Source organism: Kribbella sp. NPDC056345, from assembly GCF_042262745.1.
Lineage (GTDB): Bacteria > Actinomycetota > Actinomycetes > Propionibacteriales > Kribbellaceae > Kribbella.
Window position 1 is genome coordinate 108,250 of the sequence record NZ_JBHJQQ010000008.1, and the last position, 19,979, is coordinate 128,228.

Sequence of the window (19,979 nt, forward strand, 5' to 3'; positions counted from 1 at the left end):
GACCATGCGAACCACACTGCGCACCTACGTTCCAGCAGACGCTGTTCCGACCTGGCAGGTCTACTACGCCGCGATCCGGCGGACGGCGATTCGCGACTACAACGAAGAGCAGGTGCGAGCCTGGGCGCCGGACGAGGCGGACGTCGACGCCCAGGCCTGGGCGGATCGTCGCGCGGCGGCCCACACGTTCGTGGCCTGCGTCGATGATGTCGTCGTCGGCTTCAGCGACTTCACCGACGACGGCTTGCTGGACATGCTCTTCGTCCACCCGGACCACTCAGGCCAGGGCGTCGCCCGGCTGCTGGTCGAGAAGGTGCAAGAGGAAGCCGGCAGGCGTGGCCTGAGCCGCCTGGTCACGCATGCGAGTCGCACGGCCCGTCCGGCCTTCGAGGCGTTGGGGTTCGTCGTGGACCGGGAGAACCCGACGAACCAGGCCGGCGGCGTGATCGTCCCGAACTACGACATGCACTACGACCTGCCCTGACGAAGGACCGGGTTCGCGAAGTCCGAGTTGTCCACCACCAGGTCAGCCAGCGATGCCGGGTCCACCTGGTCGACGTACAGGCGCTCGCCGGGGATGTAACGCGTCCGATACCGCTCCTCCGCAGCAGCGGCGGAGTCCATCCACGCCTGGTCGCGAGCAGTCCCACGCCGCAGTACGACGTCGAAGCCGACATGCACGTAAACCCGCAGATCCCAGTGCTGGCTGAGCTCCGGCCGCTGCAGGAACACCCCGTCCGCAACGAGAACCGCATCGGCAGCGGCAGTCTCGGCGATCGGCTCGAGCGCTGACTGCGCATTGACGGATCGCGTCCCCGCGACGTACCGGCGGTCGCCGTCGGGTCCCAGCGGGAGCAGGAGCTGCGAGCGGATCGCCTCGACGTCCCACGAATCGAAGTAGTAGCTCTCGGGTGACTCGATCGGGTACGCCGTCCGTAGCGCGGGATCCTTCTTGAAGTAGTCGAGACCGACCCGGATCACCTCCCGGTTGGTTCGGCTGCGCAGTACGTCGGCCAGTTCGTCGGCCAGGGTGGTCTTGCCGGCCGCGGACGGACCGTCGATCGCGACCCGCACCGGATGCGGACGCTCGACGGCGAGCACCAAGGCGGCGAGTTCGGAGAGAAGGTCGATGGATGGCACACCACAAGTGTGGCGCCCACCCATTCGGAGAGGGCTGGTCACCCTGATCGGCGGAACCTAGACTGACCTGCTCGGCTGGGGGCGTCGGAACCTGAGCCATGGGCTCGGAAAGGTTGCGGCAGAGATGGCCAGGATCCCTGTTGCGACGTCCACGGCTCCGCCCGATCCCGGGCAGATCGGCACTGTCGAGGAGCTCGTCGAAGCACTGCGGGCCTTGAAGATCTGGGCCGGCGCGCCGTCGTACGAGCTGATCACCCAGCGGATCAACCAGGCGTGGCGGGCTGCGGGGCGGCCGGCGGCCGAGCTCGCGCGGCGGACGACGGTCGCCGACACTTTCCGGTCCGGCCGTCGGCGACTGAACACCGAGCTGACACTGGCAGTGGTCGGGGCGCTGCACGACGATCCGGCGTACGTCGCGCACTGGCGTCAGGTGTTCCGGGTCATCTCCGGCGAGGCTCAGGCGGCCGCTCAGGTCCAGGTGTTCGGTGAGTTGCCCCAGCAACTGCCGGAGTTCACCGGACGCGCGACCGAGTGGGAGCGGCTGCGGGTCGCGGTCGAGTCCGGGCGGCGGACCAGCGCGGCCGTGGTCATCACGGCGATCGAGGGGATGGCCGGGGTCGGCAAGACCCAGTTCGCCATCCATGCCGGCCACCTGCTGCAGCGAACTGAGCCGTTCGACCGAGTGCTGTTCGTCAATCTGCGTGGATTCCATCCCGATCCGGCTCAGCCGCCGGCGGATCCGGCCGCCGTCCTGGAAGGGTTCCTCCGGCTGCTCGGCACCGCCGGGCGGCGGATTCCGCACACCCTCGCGGCCCGCGCGACGGCGTACCGGGAACTGCTCCGGGAGACGAAAACCTTGATCCTGCTGGACAACGCGGCCGACGAGCAGCAGATCGAAGCGTTGCTGCCGCAGGCTCCCGGATGCCTCGCGATCGTCACCAGCCGCCGCCGGCTGACCGGCCTGCACGGCTCGACCCACTTGGCCATGGACGTGTTCCGGCCGGAGGAAGCCCGCACCTTCCTCGTCCAGACCTTGGGCGACATCCCCACCGGATCCGATCCGCGCGCGGCCGACCGGATCGCCGCCCGCTGCGGTCACCTTCCGCTCGCCCTCGGCCTGGTGGCCGGGTCGATCCGCGCGACCGCCGGCTGGACCTTGACCGACCATGCCGAGCGCCTCGACGAACGCTGTCGCACCGACCGCCTCGACAGTGGTGTCGAACTCGCCCTTGATGTCTCCTACCGGCAACTGCCTGCTGACCGGCAACGGCTCCTGCGACTCCTCGCACAGCATCCAGGTGAGGACTTCGATGCGTGTGCGGCCGCCGCGATGTGCGACACCAGCCTCAAGACAGCCGAGACCGCTGTCCGTCAACTGCACGGCGACCACATGCTCGAGCTGACGGCGCCCGGCCGCTACACCTTCCACGACCTGGTCCGCGCGTACGCCGGAATCCGCGCCACCGACGAAGAACGTCCTACCGATCGCCGTGCCGCGCTGGGCCGGCTGCTGGATCACTACCTGGCCGTCGCCGCGGCCGCGATGAACACCCTGCATCCCGCCGAAGCAGAGAACCGGCCGCGCGTTCCCCCGCCCGCTGGTCCGAGCCCTCGCGTGAACGACCCGGCCGCCGCTCGCAACTGGCTGGACACCGAGCGGCTGAACCTGGTGGCCGCGGCCACCAAGGCGGCCGATCACGGCTGGCCGGGTCACACCATCCGGCTGGCCGCAACCTTGTCCCGCTACCTTGCCGGGGGCTACGCCACGGACGCGCTGCCGATCCACACTCGGGCCTACGACGCCGCCGTACAGAGTGGAGAGCTGGATCACCAGGCGCTGGCCCTGACCAGCCTGGGCGCGACTCATTCACAGCTGGGCAGGTACAAGTCGGCGGCTGAGCATCTTCAGCACGCGCTGCGGTTGTACGAGCAGGCCGGGAACGACGCCGGGCAGGCACATGCCTTGCACAACCTCGGTATCGCCAACGTCCGGTTGGGTCGGTACGAGGCAGCCACCGGCCACCACGAGCTGGCACTGGCCCTCTACCGGCAGACCGGCGACGGCAGCGGAGAGGCCAACACCTTGACGAACCTCGGACTGGTCGAGAAGCGCCTGGGCCGCAACGAGCAGGCCGCCGGGCATTTCCGTCAGGCTCTGGTGCTGGCGCGCGCAACAGGGCACCGGACCAGCGAGGCTCATGCCTTGAGCAGTCTGGGCGGAGTGGAAGGCCGGCTCGGCCGGTATCAGCCGGCCCGGGAACACCTGCACCAGGCCCTGGCCCTGTACCGGCAGCTCGGTCACCGCAACGGCGAGGCAACGACCCTGGACAACCTCGGCGAGATCTCGCACCACGTCGGCGACATCAACGAAGCTGTCAGGCTCTTCCGCGAAGCCCTGACGATCTGCTGCGAGACGGGCGAACGAGCCGGCGAGGCGTCGGTTCTGAACGGCCTCGGTGCCACTGAGCTGGCCGCCGGCCGGACGACCTCGGCCATCGACCAGCACAGCGCAGCCAACTTGATCGCCGTCGACATCGGAGATCCCTGCCAGCAGGCCCGCGCGCAGGCAGGACTTGGTGCGGCCCATCGTGCCCTCGGCCGCTCGGCCCGGGCACTCCGCCACTATCAGCGTGCCATCGCGCTCTACACCCAGCTCGGCCAGCCGGAGGCCGAGCTGCTGCGCACCGAACTCAGCAACCCGGCGGTCACCGGCGTCCGCGGGCAGACCACCCGGGTCGAGTGATCTGCCCGCTGCGACAACCCGTCAGCCGACCGGGGTGAGCTCGCGCTCGGGCTCCGGGGCCGGTGGGGTGGCGTGCTTGGCGCGGGGGCGTAGCCAGCGCGGGGCCCACCAGTTGGCGTCGCCGAGCAGGATCATGATGCTCGGGAGGACGACGGCGCGGATGATCGTGGCGTCGATCAGGATCGCCACCGCGAGGCCGACACCGAGTTGCTTCATGTCCAGCGTGCTGAGCGTTGCGAAGACCGCGAAGACTCCGATCATCACAGCGGCCGCGCTGGTGACGACGCCGGCCGAGCCGGTGATGCCTTCGGCAACGGCCTGCTTGGTGGGCACGCCGCGCAGGACGGCTTCGCGGATCCGGCTGACCACGAACACGTGGTAGTCCATCGACAGCCCGAACAGCACCACGAAGAGGAACAGTGGCAGCCAGGACACGACTGCGCCGTTCGACCGGAAGTCGAGAATCCCTTCGGCCCAGGTGTTCTGGAAGACCGCCGTGACCACCCCGTACGCCGCGCCTGCGCTCAGCAGGTTGAGCAGGATCGCGGTCACCGCGACCACGACCGACCGGAACGTCACCATCATCACGATCATCGTCAGCAGCAGCACGAACCCGATCACCAGTGGCAGCTTCGCCTTGGTGTGCGCGGCATAGTCGACGTCCGCGGCCACGAAGCCACCGACCGCGTACTCCGCGCCCGGCACCTTGCCGACGGTCTGCGGCATCAGCTCCTTGCGCAGCTTGGTCAGCGAGTCACGCGCCTGCTGACTGCCACCCTCGAACGGCGTGGCGACCTCAAGCACCGTCACCGTGCCGTCCTTGGAAACCCGCGGCTCCTCCAGACCGTCCTGCGCGAACAGCTTGTCAGTCTTCGTGCGCTGCACGAGATCAGCGACCGCCGCCTGTACGGCGGATGACTGGGCGACCGGCGCCTTGATGGCAACCTCGTGGCTGGTCCCGGTGCTCGGGAAGGCCGCGGTGAGCCGGTCGTACGCCTGCATCACCGGCGTGGTCCGGGGCAGATCCTCCGTGCCGGGGAACTTCAGTGTCATCCCCAACGCGGGTGCGGCGGCGGCGAGCAGTGCGATCACCGCGACGAGCAGGGTGGCCATCGGGTACTTCAGGGCCGGCTTGAGCACCATCGGCCAGAAGCGCGGCTTCGCCTTGCTCGCGGTCAGCCGCCAGACGAGCGGGATCCGCGGCTTGTCCACCCACCGGCCGAGCTTCGCCAGTACGGCGGGCAGCACGGTCAGCGAGCCGATGACGGCCATCGCCACCACCAGGATCGAGCCGACTGCGAACGACGAGAACACCGAGTCCCGCGCCAGGAACAACCCGGCCATCGAGATGATCACCGCCGTACCGGAGACGACGACCGCGTGCCCGGAGGTGGCCGCGGCGATCTCGACCGCGTCGACGTGGCCGCGGCCCTTCGCGCGCTCCTCGCGTTCGCGGCGGAGGTAGAACAGCGAGTAGTCGACACCGACCGCCATCCCGATCAGCAGGATGACGCTGTTGGCCGCGTCGACCGCGGGCACCAGCTGTGATGCGGCCGCGGAGAGCCCGATCGCTGCGGCCACCGCCGACAGCGCGAGCAACAGTGGCACCGAGGCGGCGATCAGCGCGCCGAACGCGATCAGGAGGATCGCCAGTGTCACCGGCAGGCTGAAGAGCTCAGCGCGTTTGAAGTCCTCACCGAGGGTCTTCTCCAGCGCCTGCCCGATGGACAGCCCACCGACCTCCTCGATCCGGAGCTGTGGGTACTGCTGCTGGATCTGTGCCGTGGTGTCGAGCAGCGGCTGGACCCGTGAGTCCTCGTCACCGTCCTTCAGCGTCACCCGGACGATCAGTGCGTCCTTGTTCGGCGAGGGCATCGGCTGCGAGACGTCCGCGACCCCACCGAGGGCGCGCATCCGCTGGATCACGACGCCGGCCGCCTTGGCGGCCTCCGCCTGGTCGAGTGTCCCGGAGTGCGCGGTGATCAGCACGCTCTCCACGTCCGGGTCGGCGAAGTTGCCGTCCTTGACGATCTGCTGCGACCGCGTCGTCTCACCGATGTCGCCGTCCCCGTCGGCCTTGTTCGTGCCGGTCACCTGACCGACCGCGAAACAGGCGATCACCACGGCCACCCACATCGCGATCGCCCGCCACGGATGGGTGGCACTCCAGCGCGCCACCCGCACCGTGATCTGTCCCCTGGCCATACCGTCCCTCGCCCTCTGCGCCCCCTCAGGCGCCCCACCCAGCGCACCTGGCACGGCGCTGGCTACGGGTAGAAGCCTGGTCGGTGCGGACCCCCCGGCGATATGCAGGTAACCACCGAACCGCCCCTGAGGGCAGCCCCACCCCGACCCCTGGGGGTAACCCCCTAAGGGACGCCGAAACTACACAGAGTGATCAGATGATCACTGTCCGAGGGGTGACTCAGAAGTCCTCGAGGTCCAGCGAAGAGGCCGCGGAGACCCCTTCGAGGTACCCCTCGGCGCGCTCGGCCTTGGGGTAGCGGTGGACCAGCGCCCAGAAGGCCGCGTTGTGCGCCGGCTCGATCAGATGGGCCAGCTCGTGGACCAGGACGTAGTCGAGGACCCAGGCCGGCATCGACTGCAGACGGGTCGACAACCGGATCGACCGGTCCGCCGGAGTACAGGATCCCCACCGTCTGTTTTGGTTCGAAACCCACCTCACGGACGCAGGTTCGGGCACTTCGGGGAGGTGGCGACACGCGAGTTCGTGTGCTCTGGCCAACAATTTTTCGTCCGACACGCGGGAGCGGCTGCGCTGCTTGTCGAGCCGCGCGAGCATGGTCTCCACCCAGCGCGCCTCCTCGGCGGCCGAGAGCCGGTCCGGCATCAGCACGATCACCCGCTCGCCGTCGCGATAGGCGCTGACGGTCCGCTTGCGCCGCTTGCTGCGGCGGATGTCCACGTACGGCGGGATCGGGCGCGGCGGGGATTCGGCCATGAGTCAAAAACTACCCGCAGAATCCGGCAACTTTCTTCGGTCCACATCCTGTGCATCGACGTTTTCGCAGGTCAGACGCCAGTTCTGGGGCCTCGCGATTCCGGTTGTTCACACCTTGTTCCCCCACCTGTCCACAGTGCTGGTCGGCGCGCCCCACAGCTTGCTCACAGCGTTATCCACAGGGGTGGACAACACGGGCTTGTGGTTGTGGCGGGTACCTCCTAGCGTCGTCCTCAACAGGCTCCCGGACCTCCTCCGGAGCCGCCCGGAGGGGAAGCCGAGCGGTTACGGAGGAGGACTCCCGGGGGCCTGTTCCGTTCTCCCGGTTTTCTTGGAAAGGGTTTTCCCAGGCGGCCCCGAGCGGCACTCCGGCGGCGGAGTGGGCTTGAGCAGGCGTCAGAAGGCCGTAGGGTGAATCCCGATTGGGCCGAACGGCCTACGGCAGGAAGGTCTGCCGTTAGCATCCACGACCGGCTCGGTGACAACCCCGGGCTGATTTCAGAACCAAGGAGAGGGCCCTCATGGCAGAGACCTGGAGCGGCGAGTTCTACTGCGTCAAGTGCAAGGCCAAGCGCACCGCCGACGGCGAGGTCAAGGTCAACGACAAGGGCACGCGCATGGCCAAGGCCAAGTGCCCCGAGTGCGGTACGAACCTGAACCGGATCCTCGGCAAGGCCTGACGTACCACGCTGCGGGGCGGTGACTGGCCGAACACGGTCCGTCACCGCCCCGACGCCGTTCGTAGCCGGCACGATCGGCTAGGGACGGCCCCGGCGACCGGGCGGCTTGGGCGACCCGACAGAATGGGAACGTGTCGGACCTCCCCCGCAAAGCGCTGAGCCGGACCGCGAAACTCGCCAGCCTGCCGCTGGGCGCCGCGGGCCGGGCCACGGTCGGGCTGGGCAAGCGGATCGGCGGTGCGCCGGCCGAGGCCGTGCTCGCCGAGTTCCAGCGCCGGACCGCCGAGCAACTGTTCTCCGTCCTGGGTGAGCTCAAGGGCGGCGCGATGAAGTTCGGGCAGATGCTGAGCCTGATGGAAGCGGCCATGCCCGAGGAGCTCGCGGCGCCGTACCGGGCCACGCTGACCAAGCTGCAGGACTCCGCACCACCGATGCCGATCTCGACCGTGGACACGATCCTGTCCCGGGAGCTCGGCAAGCGCTGGCGGGACCGGTTCACCGAGTTCAGCGACAAGCCCGCTGCCGCGGCGTCAATCGGCCAGGTGCACCGCGGCACGCTGAAGGACGGCCGTGAGGTCGCGGTCAAGCTGCAGTATCCGGGTGCCGCCGAGGCGCTGCGTGCCGACCTGAAGCAGCTCGGCCGGTTCGCCCGCTCGTTCGGGGCTCTGGTCCCCGGCATGGACATGAAGCCGCTCGTCGCGGAGCTGCAGGAGCGGATCGGGGAAGAGCTCGACTACGACCGCGAGGCCCAGGCACAGCAGCAGTACGCCGATGCCTTCAAGGATCACGACGAGTTCGTCGTACCGCGGGTCATCAAGCACTCCCCGACGGTGATCGTGTCGGAGTGGATCGAGGGCAAGCCCCTCTCGTCGTTCATCACCAACGGCACCAAGAAGCAGCGCGACGAGATCGGCCTGAAGTACGCGCGGTTCCTCTTCAGCGGACCCAAGTACGCCGGCCTGCTGCACTCGGACCCACATCCCGGCAACTACCGGGTGATGCCGGACGGACGGCTCGGTGTGGTCGACTTCGGGCTGTGCGCACGGCTTCCCGAAGGCCTGCCCCCGGCGATCGGGCGGCTGCTGCGACTCTCGCTCACCGGCGACGGCCCGGCGATCCACGACGGGCTGGTGGCCGAGGGGTTCATCAAGCCGCGGATGGAGATCGACCCCGAGCAGCTGATGGACTACCTGGCGCCGTTCGCGGAGCCGGCCCGGGACACGACCTTCCAGTTCAACCGGGCCTGGATGCGCGCGCAGGCGAACCGGACCAGCGACTTCCGCTCCCCCAACGCCACGCTGGCCTTCAAGCTCAACCTGCCACCGTCGTACCTGCTGATCCATCGGGTCTGGATCGGCGGCATGGCCGTGCTGTCCCAGCTGGAGGCGGAAGCGCCGTTCCGGTCGGTGCTCGAGGAGCTGCTGCCCGGCTTCGCCGAGTCAGAAGCTCACCAGTAGACGGAGTCGAGCTTGCCCTCGATCCCGCGGACGTTCTCGCGGGCGCACACGTCGCAGTAGTGAAGTTTGCGGCCGTTCTCGACCGAGGTCGCCCAGGTCAGCGGCACGTCCTCGGACTCGGCCTGCCGGCCACATAACGCGCAGATCGCACTTGCCATGGCAGTAGTGTGCACCCCGTGCGCTGGCGGATCCACGAGGAACTAGAAGTCTGGGGCAATCCTTGGCTGAGCGTCCGGCGGCTGGACGTGGAGCAGCCCGACGGCCGCCGCGTCGACTACCACGCCGTCCGGCTCGCGGACGTCGCCGCCGCCGTCGTCACGGATGCTGAGGGCCGGGTGCTGATGATGTGGCGGCACCGCTTCCTCACCGACACGTGGGCCTGGGAACTGCCGATGGGCATCGTCGAGGCCGGCGAGACACCGATCGACGCGGCGGCCCGCGAGGTCGAGGAGGAGACCGGCTGGCGGCCCGGGCCGCTGACCCACCTGATCCGTTCCCAGCCGGGCGCCGGGATCATGGATGCGATCCATCACGTCTTCCACGCGACCACGGCCACCCGGATCGGCGAGCCGATCGAGCGCAACGAGTCCGACCGGATCGAGTGGATCCGGCTGACCGACGTACCGGCGATGATCGCGAACGGCGAGATCGTCAGCGGCATCACCCTGGTCGGCCTCCAGCAGGCCCTCCTGCAGCGACGGTAGACGTGCCGAAGGGCGGCACCCCCCTGAGGTGTCGCCCTTCGATCGTTCAGCTGGTCAGGCTGTCGTGCTGCCTGCCGAGCCGGTCCTCCTGGCGGACCGGCCGGGCGGGCTTCAGTTGTGTGTTTCAGACGAGGCGAGCGAGTGCGAGGCGCGCGCGTGCGCTGGCCCTCTCCGCTCGCCTGCTGGCCCGCTCGGCCTGCTTCTGCGCCCGCTCAATTCGGTGAGCCAGGCGGAAGCGCCGGTTCTGCTCCGCGTCGTTCAGCGTCGACCGTTGATGAGCACGGGCGAGATCTTCGTGAAGTAAATGCATTTCAAGGCTCCTGTGGGAAATCTGGTGCTTCATGGTCTGGTGTCTCGATTCGGATCTGGGTCGTCAGGCGGCGGTGGTGGTGTCGCTCTTGCGGGGGCGTCCACGGGGACGCTTGCGGGCAACGACCACGCCCTGGACGAACAACTGTCCGCCCCACACACCCCACGGCTCCGAGCGCTCGAGCGCTCCGGCCAGGCACTCGGCCTGGAGGGGGCAGGTGGAACACAGAGACTTTGCGTACTCGACGTCCGCCGGCGATTCGGCGAAGAAGAGTTCCGGTGCGTAGGACCGACAGGGCAGGTCCTGCGACGATGCGACCTCGTTGAAGATGTCGAGGAAGCTCACGCTCATTCCGGTCACCTCCCAGTGACTTTCGGTGCTGCTGGTCTTTTGTCGTCGGAGACGGTCCGCGGTTGCTGACCGCCAAACTTGGTTCTTCAATGACGCTCCTGGACAAACAAAAGGGCCGCGGGACCCTTTGTGGGTTCCGCGGCCTGGAGGTGCCGGGTCTGACTCGTCTGTCAGACCGGTGGACTCCATGCTCGAGAACCCGATTCGCCGTACTTCACATCGCCGACAGCTCCGCCCTTGATCTGGACAGGGCTGACAGCCATGAGCACAACGGACGTGCCGTGCAGGCGCGGCGAGGCACCCGGGATCAGGGCGCACGGCAGCGCGGCAGCGTTGCTGAACGGCTTCTTGGTGATGTTCGACATTTCCCAGGCACCTCCTCTCGTTGTGGCGAAGCAAGCGGTGGCTCGATCGCTGTGTTGGTTTGAAGTTTTCGGTCAGACTTCGACCGCAGAAAGAACAGTACGCGCATCCCCTCGGAGCCCGCAAACTATTTATTGGCATGTTCGGGAAGTTGGCCGGAAGTTGCCGCCACGGTGACCGGATCCGGCTGCCGCGACAGGTTCCCACCACGCTCCGGGGCGCCGGACGCACGCTCCGAGATCGTTGCCTCTGTCACCTATATGCCTTGTCTGCCAGCAGCAGAACAGGACGCACAACCTCAACCATGCGCCCCGGCGGACCAGCGTGGCAACACAATTAGGCCACCTTGCACGAACAGGCAATCAAGCACCGAGCACCCCGGCCAGCCAGCGACTGCGGGCCGCGCGGGCCGCGACGGACAGCGCCGCGTCCGGGAACACCGCGTCGAAACCGTGGAAGCCACCGGCCCACACGTGCAGCTCCGCCTGGCCGCCGGCTGCCCAGATCCGGCTCGCATACTCGACGTCCTCGTCGCGGAAGACCTCGGCGCTGCCGGCATCGACGTACGTCGTCGGTAGACCAGTCAGGTCTGTCGCCAGCGCCGGGGAGACGTAGGCCGGGACGCGATCGACCGGCAGATCTCCGAGTACGGCGTTCCACGCGAACCGATTGGTCTCATGCGTCCAGATCCCGGGCTGACCGGCGTACTGGAGGCTGGAGGTGGAGTTGTTGCGGTGGTCGAGCATCGGGCAGATGAGGAGTTGCGCCGCGATCGCGGGCCCGCCGAGGTCGCGGGCCATCAGCGCCACACCCGCCGCGAGTCCGCCACCGGCGGAGATCCCGGCGACGACCAGCCGGCTCGGGTCGATGCCGAGCTCCTCGGCGTGCTTCTCGACCCAGAGCAGTCCCTGGTAGGCGTCGTCGACCGGAGTCATGCCAGTCACTTCGGGGGCCAGGCGGTAGTCGGCGGTGACCACGACGACGCCGAGCCTCTCGATCCATTCCAGCGGGATGTCGAGCTGGGAGAACCGGTCGCCGAGGATCATCCCGCCGCCGTGCAGCCAGTAGATGCACGCTGCACCGGGAGCCGGCTCGGCCGGGCCGAGGACTGTCATCGGAAGGTCGGAACCGTCGGAGGCGGTGGCGGTCACCTCGCGCCGCGAGATGGCGCGACCGGCCAGCAGCGGCTCGACCGGTACGGCGGACGCCTGCCGCATGATCGGCAGCATCTCCGCGGTGACCTCGGTGACGAGCGGGAAGTCGCTGAGGAGTTCCTGCAGTTCGGGATCAAGCATCGAAGTCGGCTTTGCCGCCGCGCGGGACGAAATCGGTGTACGGCGTCGCGTCCGCGGCCAGCTCCTGTGTCCGGGCGACGATCGCCTGGGCCGCGGGTCCGGCGAAGACGCGATGGTGGTCCTCCTCGGAGGTCCAGCCCTCGGCGACGTGGATCAGGTCGGGGTTGGCGGCCGACTGGGAGATCAGGAAGGTCACGCAGTACTCGGTCGAGGCGGGGTTGCCCTCGTCGAGGGCGGTCAGCAGCACCTTGACGAGCTGGTCGCCCATCCCGGGCCTGGCGGTGACGGTGGAGGTAAAACCGTAGGTTGCGTTCATGAGTCCTATTCGATCGTCGATTTCGGCGACCAGGTAGGGAGAAACTTCCGATTCCTTGCACGATCCTCCAACGTGCGGTGAAATCGGGCTATGGATGAGCTTCGGTCGCTGCTCCGTCGGCATGTCCGGCCGGACGAGACGACCGCGATCGACGGTCTGCACATCGCGAAGATCGAGCGGTCGGGGCCGCCGTCTCCGTCGATGTCGGGGGTGGTGATGGCGGTGCTGGTCGAGGGGGCCAAGCGGCTGACCGTCGGTGAGCGGGTGCATCTTTATCGGCCGGGCGACTACCTGGTCGCCTCCGTGGATCTGCCGGTCAGCGGGCATTTCGTCGACGCGACCATCCAGGAACCGGCGCTCGGGATGGCGCTCGTGCTCGATCCGGCTCTGATCGCGGATCTGCTGCTGCATGCCGGCCCCGGTGATCTCCCCCGCCCACCGGCCGTGCCGGTGCCGGGCATCGCGGTCGGCAAGCTCACCGACGAGCTGCTGGACAGCCTGGTCCGGATCGTCCGGCTGCTCGAGCGGCCGCGGGACCAGGCCGTGCTGGCACCGATGCTCAAGCGGGAGATCCACTGGCACCTGATCACCGGCGAGCAGGGCGCGGCCGTCCGGCAGTTGGGGCTGGCCGACAGCAGCATGAACCACATCACCAAGGCCGCGCGGTGGATCCGAGACAACTACGCCGAGCAGTTCCGGGTCGAGGACCTGGCCAAGCTCAGCGGGATGAGCCCGTCCGGGTTCTACCGGCACTTCCAGACCGTCACGGCGCTGAGCCCGATCCAGTTCCAGAAGCAGGTGCGTCTGCAGGAGGCGCGGCTGCTGCTCGCCTCACAGCCGCGGGACATCGCGACCGTCGCGCACCGGGTCGGCTACGACAGTGCGTCCCAGTTCAGCCGCGAGTACCGGCGCCAGTACGGCGTACCGCCCAGCCAGGACCTCTTTGAAAAGAAGCACAGTCTGGCCTAGCGGGTGCAGATGACCAGGATCTGCTCACCGTACTTGGTCAGTTTGGTGTGGCCGATCCCCGGGATCCGGCGCAGCTCCAGCTCGTCGGCCGGCCGGGTCTCGGCGATCGCGGTCAGCGTCGCGTCGGTCAGGATGACGAACGCCGGCATCTTCTCGGACTCGGCCTGCTCGGTCCGCCAGGCGAGCAGCGCGTCGTACAGCTTCTGGTCGATGTTCGACGGGCAGTCCTCGCAGCGGCCGAGCTTGCGGGCACCCGGGTCGAGCAGACCGCGGCCGCAGACCCGGCACTTCGGGATCGGGCGGCCGGACCGCGCCACCCGCTCGGCCCGGTCGGTCGTCGGCTCCCACACCGGCTGCCGGGTCGTCCGGACACCGATCGGATCCAGGAACCGGGTCGGGCCGCGGGTCCCCCGGCCGCCAGGCGACCGTGAGGTCGACCAGCTGACGAACAGCTGCTGCTTGGCCCGCGTCACCCCTACGTAGAACAGGCGGCGCTCCTCCTCCACCTGCCCGGGCGTCTGGGCGTAGCTGATCGGCAGGATGCCCTCGTGGGCGCCGACGATGAAGACGCACTCCCACTCCAGCCCCTTGGCGGCGTGCAGCGTCGCCAGCGTGACGCCCTCGGCGACCGGCGCATGCTGGATCGACGCCCGCCGGTCCAGCTCGACCATCAGGTCGGTCAGCCCGGCCTCCGGATTCGCCGCCGCGAAGTCGGAGGTCATCGTGACCAGAGCACTCAACGACTCCCAGCGATCCCGGACCGCACCGACACCGCTCGGAGCCTCGGCAGTCCACCCGGCTCCACCCAGTACGCCGGTCACCGTCTCGACGAGGTCGTCGGACAGGTCACCGGCCTTGGCCTGGCCGCGCAGCAGCACCGCGGCCTTGCGGATCTCGGGGCGCTCGAAGAACCGCTCGGCGCCCTTCAGCACAGTCGGGATCTTCCGCTCGGCCAGCGCCTGCTCGAAGTTCTCCGACTGGGCGTTGGTCCGGAACAGTACGGCGATGTCCCGCAGCTGCACGCCCTCGTCCTTCAGCCGCACCACCGCCCGCGCGACCGCATCCGCCTCGGCGACCTCGTCGGAGTACTCGCGATAGACCGGCGCCGGGCCTGGCTCCCGCTGCGACCGCAGCGTGACCCGCCCGGGCAGCCCGGCCGGACCGGCCGCGTCGAGGATCTTGTTCGCCACGTCGACGATCTGTGGCGTGGACCGGTAGTCCCGGACCAGCTTGATCACTGTCGCGTTCGGATGCCGGGAGGCGAAGCGGACCAGATTCTCCGGCTCGGCACCGGCCCAGGAGTAGATGGTCTGGGCCGGGTCGCCGACCACACAGACGTCCTCGCGGCCGCCGAGCCACAGGTCGAGCAGGCTCTGCTGCAGCGGGCTGACGTCCTGGTACTCGTCGACGACGAAGGTCCGGTACTGCCGGCGGATCTCGGCCGCGACCCGCTCGTCCTCGGCGAGCAGCGCGACCGCGCAGAGCAGGACGTCCTCCAGGTCGATCCGCCCGCGCTCGAGCTTCACGTCCTCGTACGACGCGAAGATCTTCCCGATCGTGGCCGGGTCGAAGGCGGCCAGTGCCCGGCCGGACTTCGGGGCCAGCCGCGCGTAGTCGTCGGGCCGCACGTTGCTGACCTTGGCCCACTCGACCTCACCGGCCAGGTCGCGCAGGGCCGGGGTGTCGACCCGGACCCGGCAGCGGGAGGCGGCCTCGGTGAGCAGCGGGAACTTCCGGTCCGCGATCGGGGGCAGCTCACCGCCGTACACCTTGGGCCAGAACCAGCGCGCCTGCCGCAGCGCCGCGGAGTGGAACGTGCGCGCCTGCACCCCCTCGACCCCGAGCTGCGCGAGCCGGCCACGCATCTCCCCGGCGGCTCGCTGGGTGAACGTCACCGCGAGCACCCGGACCGGGTCGAACGTCCCGGTGCGCACCCCGTACGCGATGCGGTGGGTGATCGCGCGCGTCTTCCCGGTCCCGGCCCCCGCCATCACCACGACCGACCCGTGCAGCGCGGTCGCAACCGCACGCTGCTCCGGATCGAGCGCCGCCAGCAGATCATCGGGCGCGCTTGATCGTGTGAAGTCACTCACGGACTGGGTCATACGGGAACAGCACCGCCTACGGCGTGGTTGGGCTACGTCGAGAGCAACCCTAGACGGGTCGCCGGACAGATTCCGCGCCCACTGCTGAAGGAGACCGAAGATGGCGGCCGTGACGATGTACTCGACGCCCTGGTGTGGCTACTGCCACCGCCTGAAGGGCCAGCTCAAGCGGGCTGGGATCGAGTTCACCGAGGTCGACATCGAGCAGGTCCCGGAGGCCGCGAAGCTGATCGAGAAGATCAACCGCGGCAACCAGACGGTCCCGACCGTGGTCTTCGCCGACGGCAGCGCGCTGACGAACCCGTCGGTCGCCCAGGTCGCGGAGAAGCTCATCGCCTGATCCGCCCTAGCCCGCAATCGCGGCGTCTGCCCCTTGGGGTAGGCGCCGCGACGCATTTTCGGCCCCTGCGGGCCGGAAGGTGGCCGAGCCATGGACTTACGGTCATGGCCGTTTTACCTTCGAAGGAACTACGCCGCAGGGAGATCCGCCATGATTCCGCGTCGTCTCTTCCGACCTGTCCTGTTCTTAGCGGTCCTGGCCGTAATCAGCTGTTTGTTCACACCGGCCGGCACAGCCGCTCCACCCGCCGGGCGACCGGACCCGTTCCCGTCCGAGGTCGGGCCGGAACGCCCCGATACCGGCCGGCGCACAATCGCCCCGGATCCGATCACCAACCTCGGTGCCCCGATCAGCTCGCTCACCGTGATGGAGGGGACCGTCGGCCGCACGCCGGACGGCCGTGACGTCGTGTACGCCGTACCGGCCGGTGAGAACGCCAATCTGAACGTTGTCGACGTCCACAGCCGTCAGCTCCTGCACACCGTGCCACTGCCCGGTGCAGCCGGCGCGTGGGGGATCGTCATCGCCAGCGACGGCAGGCTGTACGTCGGTACCTATCCGAACGCCCGCCTCTACCGCTTCGACCCCGTGACGGCCGTGGTCACCGACCTGGGCCGCCCGATCACCGGTGAGTCGTTCATCTACGGCCTCACCGCCGACGGGAACGGCAACGTCTACGGCGGCACGTACCCGAACGCGCACGCCTTCAAGTACGACGCCGCCACCGCACAGGTCACCGACTACGGCTCACTCGACCCGGTGCAGCAGTACGCGCGGTCGACTGTCTACGACCCCGACCACAACGCACTGTTCGTCGGCATCGCCACACCGGTCGCCAAGCTGCTCCGCATCGACCTGGCCACCGGAGCGATCCAGAACGTGACTCCGGCGAGCCTGGTCGGTGGAGAGATCGTCGACCTCGACTATGCGAGCGGACGGGTGTTCGCGAACGTCAGCGGCAAGCTGACGGTCGTCGACGCGGTCACCTTCGAGCAGGTCAAGTTCACCGACGCCGCGACCGGCGGCCTGGTCCTGACCTATCCACTCGCAGCTCGTGGCGTCTCCGGCGGCGGTCCGGGTGGCGTGTACTTCACCACCGCGACCACGCTCAACCTGATGCGCTACGACCTCGACACGAACACCGTCGGTACGGTGACGAACCCGCCGCTCCGGATGACCCGTGGAGCGGCCATCGGCTACGGCTGGGTGACCGAGAACGGCCAGCAGATCCTCTACGGCCTCACAGGCAACTACTCCGGTGGAACGTTCCGCTACGACCCCGTGGCCCGCACACTCGCGCAGTGGAGCTCACCGTTCCAGTACGTACCCGTGGCGCTCCAGCACGCGATCGCCGACCCAGCCACGGGCCGGGTGTACGTCAACGCCTACCTGAACGGCTCCACGTCGTACTACGACCCCGCTACCGGCAAGGCCACCGTCACTGCACGCCAGGGGCAGGTCGAGGGCTGGTCCTGGGGCACCGGCAGCAAGATGTGGGTCGGCATCTACCCGTACGGCCGGCTGCAGCAGTGGGACACCGCACTACCGGAGAGCCCGACCAATCCGAAGGTGCTGTTCAGCCTGGTCGACAGTGACCACCAGAACCGCCCGTTCGCCGTCGTACCGTCCGGCAACAGCGTGTACGTCGGCACCACGCCCGGGTACGGCGAATACGGCGGCGCGATCACGGTGTACGACGTACCCAGCAACACGCACAAGGTCTACCGGCATCTGGTGCCCGACCAGTCGATCGCCAGCCTCCTCCCGGTCGGCACCGACGTGTGGGCCGGATCCGCCATCGAAGGTGGCCAGGGCACCGAGCCACGGGCCACTGAGGCTCACCTGATCAAGGTGGACCCAGCAACCGGAGCGGTGACGGCAGACGTCGTACCGGTACCGGGCGCGGCCAGCATCAACGAGCTGACCATCGGACCGGACGGCAACATCTGGGGTCTGGCAGACGGCAACGTGTTCGTGGCCAACAAGACCACGGGCGCGATCCTGCGCACGTACACGGTCTTCTCCGGACGCCTCACCGGTCACGACGGTGCACTGTCCTGGCGCGACGGCTACCTGTACGGCGTCTCCGGCGGGCGGTTGTTCGTGCTGGACGGCCTCAGCGGGACGTCGACCATCCTCCGCGACCACGGTCTCAACCGGCTCACGGAAGGACCGGACGGCACGTACTACTCGTTGCTGCGCCTGGACGGCTGGACCATTCCGACCAACCTGGCGTCGTACAAGCCACCGGTCGACCCGTGTCCCAAGTCGGACGTCCGGACCAACGTCTGGACCGGCAACATCAACAGCCACGTGCTGAACCGCTTCCTGGAGTACGGCTGCACGCTCACCGACGTGCTGCCGGACGCCGAGGCAGAGTGGCCCAGCCACGGGGCCTACGTGGTCGCAGTGGACCGGAAGCTCCGGACACTCGAGAGGGCCGGCCAGGTGGAGTACTGGGAAGGAATCCTGATCCGCTTCGCCGCAGCGATCTCCAACGTGGGGCGGTGAGAGGGGCAGGGCTCACCAGCTTCCGGTGAGCTCCTCGCCGTACCAACCCTCGATCAGGCGGCGGCTGATCGAGATGTTGCCCGGGAGGGCCATCGTGCCGGCTTCGACCAGCGCACGGAGGTCCTCCCGGGTGAACCACCTGGCGTCGGAGATCTCGTCGCCGTCCACCTCGATGTCGGTACCGGTCGCCTTCGCGTAGAACCCGAGCATCAGGCTCGACGGCAGCGGCCACGGCTGGCTCCCGGCGTACTCGACCTCGGGCCCGACGATGACCCCGGACTCCTCCAGCACCTCACGCCGTACGGCGGCCTCCAGCGACTCCCCCGGCTCGACGAAACCGGCCAGTGTCGAGTACCGGCCCTCGGGCCAGGCCGCGTTACGGCCCAGCAGGGCCCGGTCCTGGTCGTCGGTGACCAGCACGATGATGGCCGGATCGCTCCGCGGGAAGTGGCGGAGGCCACAGGCCGGACAGTCCCGGACGTGGCCGGCTTCGACCACCACGGTGTGCTCACCGCAGTTGGCGCAGTGGGTGTGGACGGCGTGCCAGTTGGCCAGTCCAACGATGTGGACCGCCATCCCGGCCTCACGGTCGTTCAGCAGGGCCCCCAGCTCCCGGAGCCCGGCATACGACTCGTCCGGCTCTTCCTGGACGACCACAGCGAACACCGCGCGGCCCTCGGCCGTCTGACCAGCGCCCGACTCCCGGTCGATGCCCAGGAAGACCCGGTTGCCTTCGGGCGCCTCGGACGGAGAGATCAGCCGCAGCGCGGTCCGGTCGTCGGTCACCTGCAACTGGTCGGCGGCCACCACGGTCACCTGCGTGTCCGGAGCCGCCCAGGCCTTCTCCAGCCAGGCGTCGTCGCGCCGTCGATCGGCGGCGCGGTCCAGGACCGAGCGGGACAGAGCTAACGAACCAGGAGCGATGGAATAGGCCACGTCTCTCAACATATCCCGGCCGCGTGAGAGCATCCCCGCATGAGTATTCACATCGCCGCCGAACCCGGGCAGATCGCACCGCGGGTCCTGTTCCCCGGTGATCCGCTACGGGCCAAGTGGATCGCGGAGACCTACCTGTCCGACGTGATCTGCTACACCGAGGTCCGGAACATGTTCGGATTCACCGGCACCTACAAGGGTGAGCAGATCTCCGTGCAGGGCTCCGGCATGGGCCAGGCGTCCGCCTCCATCTACGCGCACGAGCTGTTCGCGGAGTACGACGTACAGACCCTGATCCGGGTCGGGACGTGCGGTGCGCTGACCGAGGACGTGCGGGTCCGCGACGTGATCGTGGCGATGTCCGCGAGCACCGACTCGCAGATGAACCGGCTGCGCTTCCACGGCATCGACTACGCACCCACCGCGGACTACCAGCTGCTGCGGGCCGCGGTGGACGCCGCCGAGGCGGCCGGGCTGAACGTGCACGTCGGCCAGGTGTTCTCCGGTGACGTGTTCTACAACGACCGCCCGGACCTGGTCTCGCGGACCGCGGAGTACGGCGTACTGGGGATCGAGATGGAGGCCGCGGCGCTGTACACGCTGGCCGCCAAGTTCGGCCGTCGCGCGCTCGGCATCATGACGGTGTCGGACCACCTGATCACCAAGGAGATCACGTCGGCCGAGGAGCGGCAGACCACCTTCTCCGAGATGATCACGATCGCCCTCGATGCTGCGATCGAGGTGCCGGTCTGAGCCGGGCCAGGAGCGCGGCCACCGCCATCGCCGCTCTCCTGCTG

General features: G+C 68.6%; 18 protein-coding genes. 9 read left to right on the top strand and 9 right to left on the bottom strand.

Annotation, left to right across the window (positions count from 1 at the left end; translation table 11 throughout):
* Nucleotides 1–4 precede the first annotated feature (4 nt).
* Nucleotides 5–484, top strand: coding sequence for a GNAT family N-acetyltransferase (locus tag ACFCV3_RS27135; RefSeq protein WP_376034431.1), 480 nt, complete (start codon nt 5–7; stop codon nt 482–484).
* On the opposite strand, the gene ACFCV3_RS27140 is transcribed toward ACFCV3_RS27135, so the two are convergent.
* Nucleotides 469–1,140: a uridine kinase gene (locus ACFCV3_RS27140; protein ID WP_376034432.1), complete on the bottom strand. Its 672-nt coding sequence runs from the start codon at nt 1,138–1,140 to the stop codon at nt 469–471. The genes ACFCV3_RS27135 and ACFCV3_RS27140 overlap by 16 nt on opposite strands.
* Before the next feature lie 124 nt (nt 1,141–1,264).
* Here ACFCV3_RS27140 and ACFCV3_RS27145 point away from each other — a divergent pair, with 124 nt between their 5' ends.
* Nucleotides 1,265–3,883, top strand: a complete 2,619-nt coding sequence (locus ACFCV3_RS27145) for a tetratricopeptide repeat protein (protein WP_376034434.1) — start codon at nt 1,265–1,267, stop codon at nt 3,881–3,883.
* Between the two features lie 21 nt (nt 3,884–3,904).
* On the opposite strand, the gene ACFCV3_RS27150 is transcribed toward ACFCV3_RS27145, so the two are convergent.
* Both ACFCV3_RS27150 and ACFCV3_RS27155 read right to left on the bottom strand, forming a co-directional pair.
* The gene (locus ACFCV3_RS27150; RefSeq protein WP_376034436.1) at nt 3,905–6,088 is read right to left on the bottom strand and encodes an MMPL family transporter; all 2,184 of its coding nucleotides are present in this window, start codon (nt 6,086–6,088) and stop codon (nt 3,905–3,907) included.
* A gap of 220 nt (nt 6,089–6,308) precedes the next feature.
* Nucleotides 6,309–6,845: a M48 family metallopeptidase gene (locus tag ACFCV3_RS27155; protein WP_132407623.1), complete on the bottom strand. Its 537-nt coding sequence runs from the start codon at nt 6,843–6,845 to the stop codon at nt 6,309–6,311.
* Between the two features lie 521 nt (nt 6,846–7,366).
* On the opposite strand from ACFCV3_RS27155, the gene ACFCV3_RS27160 reads away from it, so the two are divergent.
* From ACFCV3_RS27160 to ACFCV3_RS27170, 3 genes are all read left to right on the top strand, one after another.
* The gene (locus tag ACFCV3_RS27160) at nt 7,367–7,525 is read left to right on the top strand and encodes a DUF5679 domain-containing protein (protein WP_012922897.1); all 159 of its coding nucleotides are present in this window, start codon (nt 7,367–7,369) and stop codon (nt 7,523–7,525) included.
* Nucleotides 7,526–7,656: 131 nt separating this feature from the next.
* Nucleotides 7,657–8,982 carry an ABC1 kinase family protein gene (locus tag ACFCV3_RS27165; protein ID WP_376034439.1) on the top strand — a complete coding sequence of 442 codons (1,326 nt, stop codon included), beginning with the start codon at nt 7,657–7,659 and terminating at the stop codon, nt 8,980–8,982.
* Between the two features lie 176 nt (nt 8,983–9,158).
* On the top strand, nt 9,159–9,686 hold the full coding sequence (locus ACFCV3_RS27170) for an NUDIX hydrolase (protein WP_376034441.1): 528 nt from the start codon (nt 9,159–9,161) through the stop codon (nt 9,684–9,686).
* A 373-nt stretch (nt 9,687–10,059) separates the two neighbouring features.
* Here the strand turns inward: ACFCV3_RS27170 and ACFCV3_RS27175 are convergent, their stop codons facing one another.
* From ACFCV3_RS27175 to ACFCV3_RS27190, 4 genes are all read right to left on the bottom strand, one after another.
* Nucleotides 10,060–10,347: a WhiB family transcriptional regulator gene (locus ACFCV3_RS27175; RefSeq protein ID WP_132407629.1), complete on the bottom strand. Its 288-nt coding sequence runs from the start codon at nt 10,345–10,347 to the stop codon at nt 10,060–10,062.
* Nucleotides 10,348–10,517: 170 nt separating this feature from the next.
* Complete coding sequence (locus tag ACFCV3_RS27180) at nt 10,518–10,712, bottom strand: hypothetical protein (RefSeq protein WP_376034443.1); 195 nt, start codon at nt 10,710–10,712, stop codon at nt 10,518–10,520.
* A 360-nt stretch (nt 10,713–11,072) separates the two neighbouring features.
* The gene (locus tag ACFCV3_RS27185) at nt 11,073–12,005 is read right to left on the bottom strand and encodes an alpha/beta hydrolase (protein WP_376034445.1); all 933 of its coding nucleotides are present in this window, start codon (nt 12,003–12,005) and stop codon (nt 11,073–11,075) included.
* The gene (locus ACFCV3_RS27190) at nt 11,998–12,321 is read right to left on the bottom strand and encodes a putative quinol monooxygenase (protein WP_376034447.1); all 324 of its coding nucleotides are present in this window, start codon (nt 12,319–12,321) and stop codon (nt 11,998–12,000) included. The genes ACFCV3_RS27185 and ACFCV3_RS27190 overlap by 8 nt, the downstream gene beginning before the upstream one ends.
* 90 nt (nt 12,322–12,411) lie before the next feature.
* Here ACFCV3_RS27190 and ACFCV3_RS27195 point away from each other — a divergent pair, with 90 nt between their 5' ends.
* Entirely contained in the window at nt 12,412–13,290 is an 879-nt protein-coding gene (locus ACFCV3_RS27195; RefSeq protein ID WP_376034449.1) for an AraC family transcriptional regulator N-terminal domain-containing protein, read from the top strand.
* Here the strand turns inward: ACFCV3_RS27195 and ACFCV3_RS27200 are convergent.
* A complete protein-coding gene (locus ACFCV3_RS27200; RefSeq protein ID WP_376034451.1) occupies nt 13,287–15,395 on the bottom strand; it encodes a UvrD-helicase domain-containing protein in 2,109 nt (702 codons plus the stop codon). The genes ACFCV3_RS27195 and ACFCV3_RS27200 overlap by 4 nt on opposite strands.
* 100 nt (nt 15,396–15,495) lie before the next feature.
* On the opposite strand from ACFCV3_RS27200, the gene ACFCV3_RS27205 reads away from it, so the two are divergent.
* Nucleotides 15,496–15,735 (top strand): mycoredoxin, encoded by a 240-nt coding sequence (locus tag ACFCV3_RS27205; protein ID WP_376034453.1) that lies wholly within the window; start codon nt 15,496–15,498, stop codon nt 15,733–15,735.
* A 150-nt stretch (nt 15,736–15,885) separates the two neighbouring features.
* A complete protein-coding gene (locus ACFCV3_RS27210) occupies nt 15,886–18,246 on the top strand; it encodes a hypothetical protein (protein WP_376034455.1) in 2,361 nt (786 codons plus the stop codon).
* Between the two features lie 12 nt (nt 18,247–18,258).
* On the opposite strand, the gene nudC is transcribed toward ACFCV3_RS27210, so the two are convergent.
* Nucleotides 18,259–19,182, bottom strand: coding sequence for an NAD(+) diphosphatase (nudC, locus tag ACFCV3_RS27215; protein WP_376034457.1), 924 nt, complete (start codon nt 19,180–19,182; stop codon nt 18,259–18,261).
* A 39-nt stretch (nt 19,183–19,221) separates the two neighbouring features.
* Here nudC and deoD point away from each other — a divergent pair, with 39 nt between their 5' ends.
* The gene (deoD, locus tag ACFCV3_RS27220) at nt 19,222–19,935 is read left to right on the top strand and encodes a purine-nucleoside phosphorylase (RefSeq protein ID WP_376034459.1); all 714 of its coding nucleotides are present in this window, start codon (nt 19,222–19,224) and stop codon (nt 19,933–19,935) included.
* Nucleotides 19,936–19,979 lie beyond the last annotated feature (44 nt).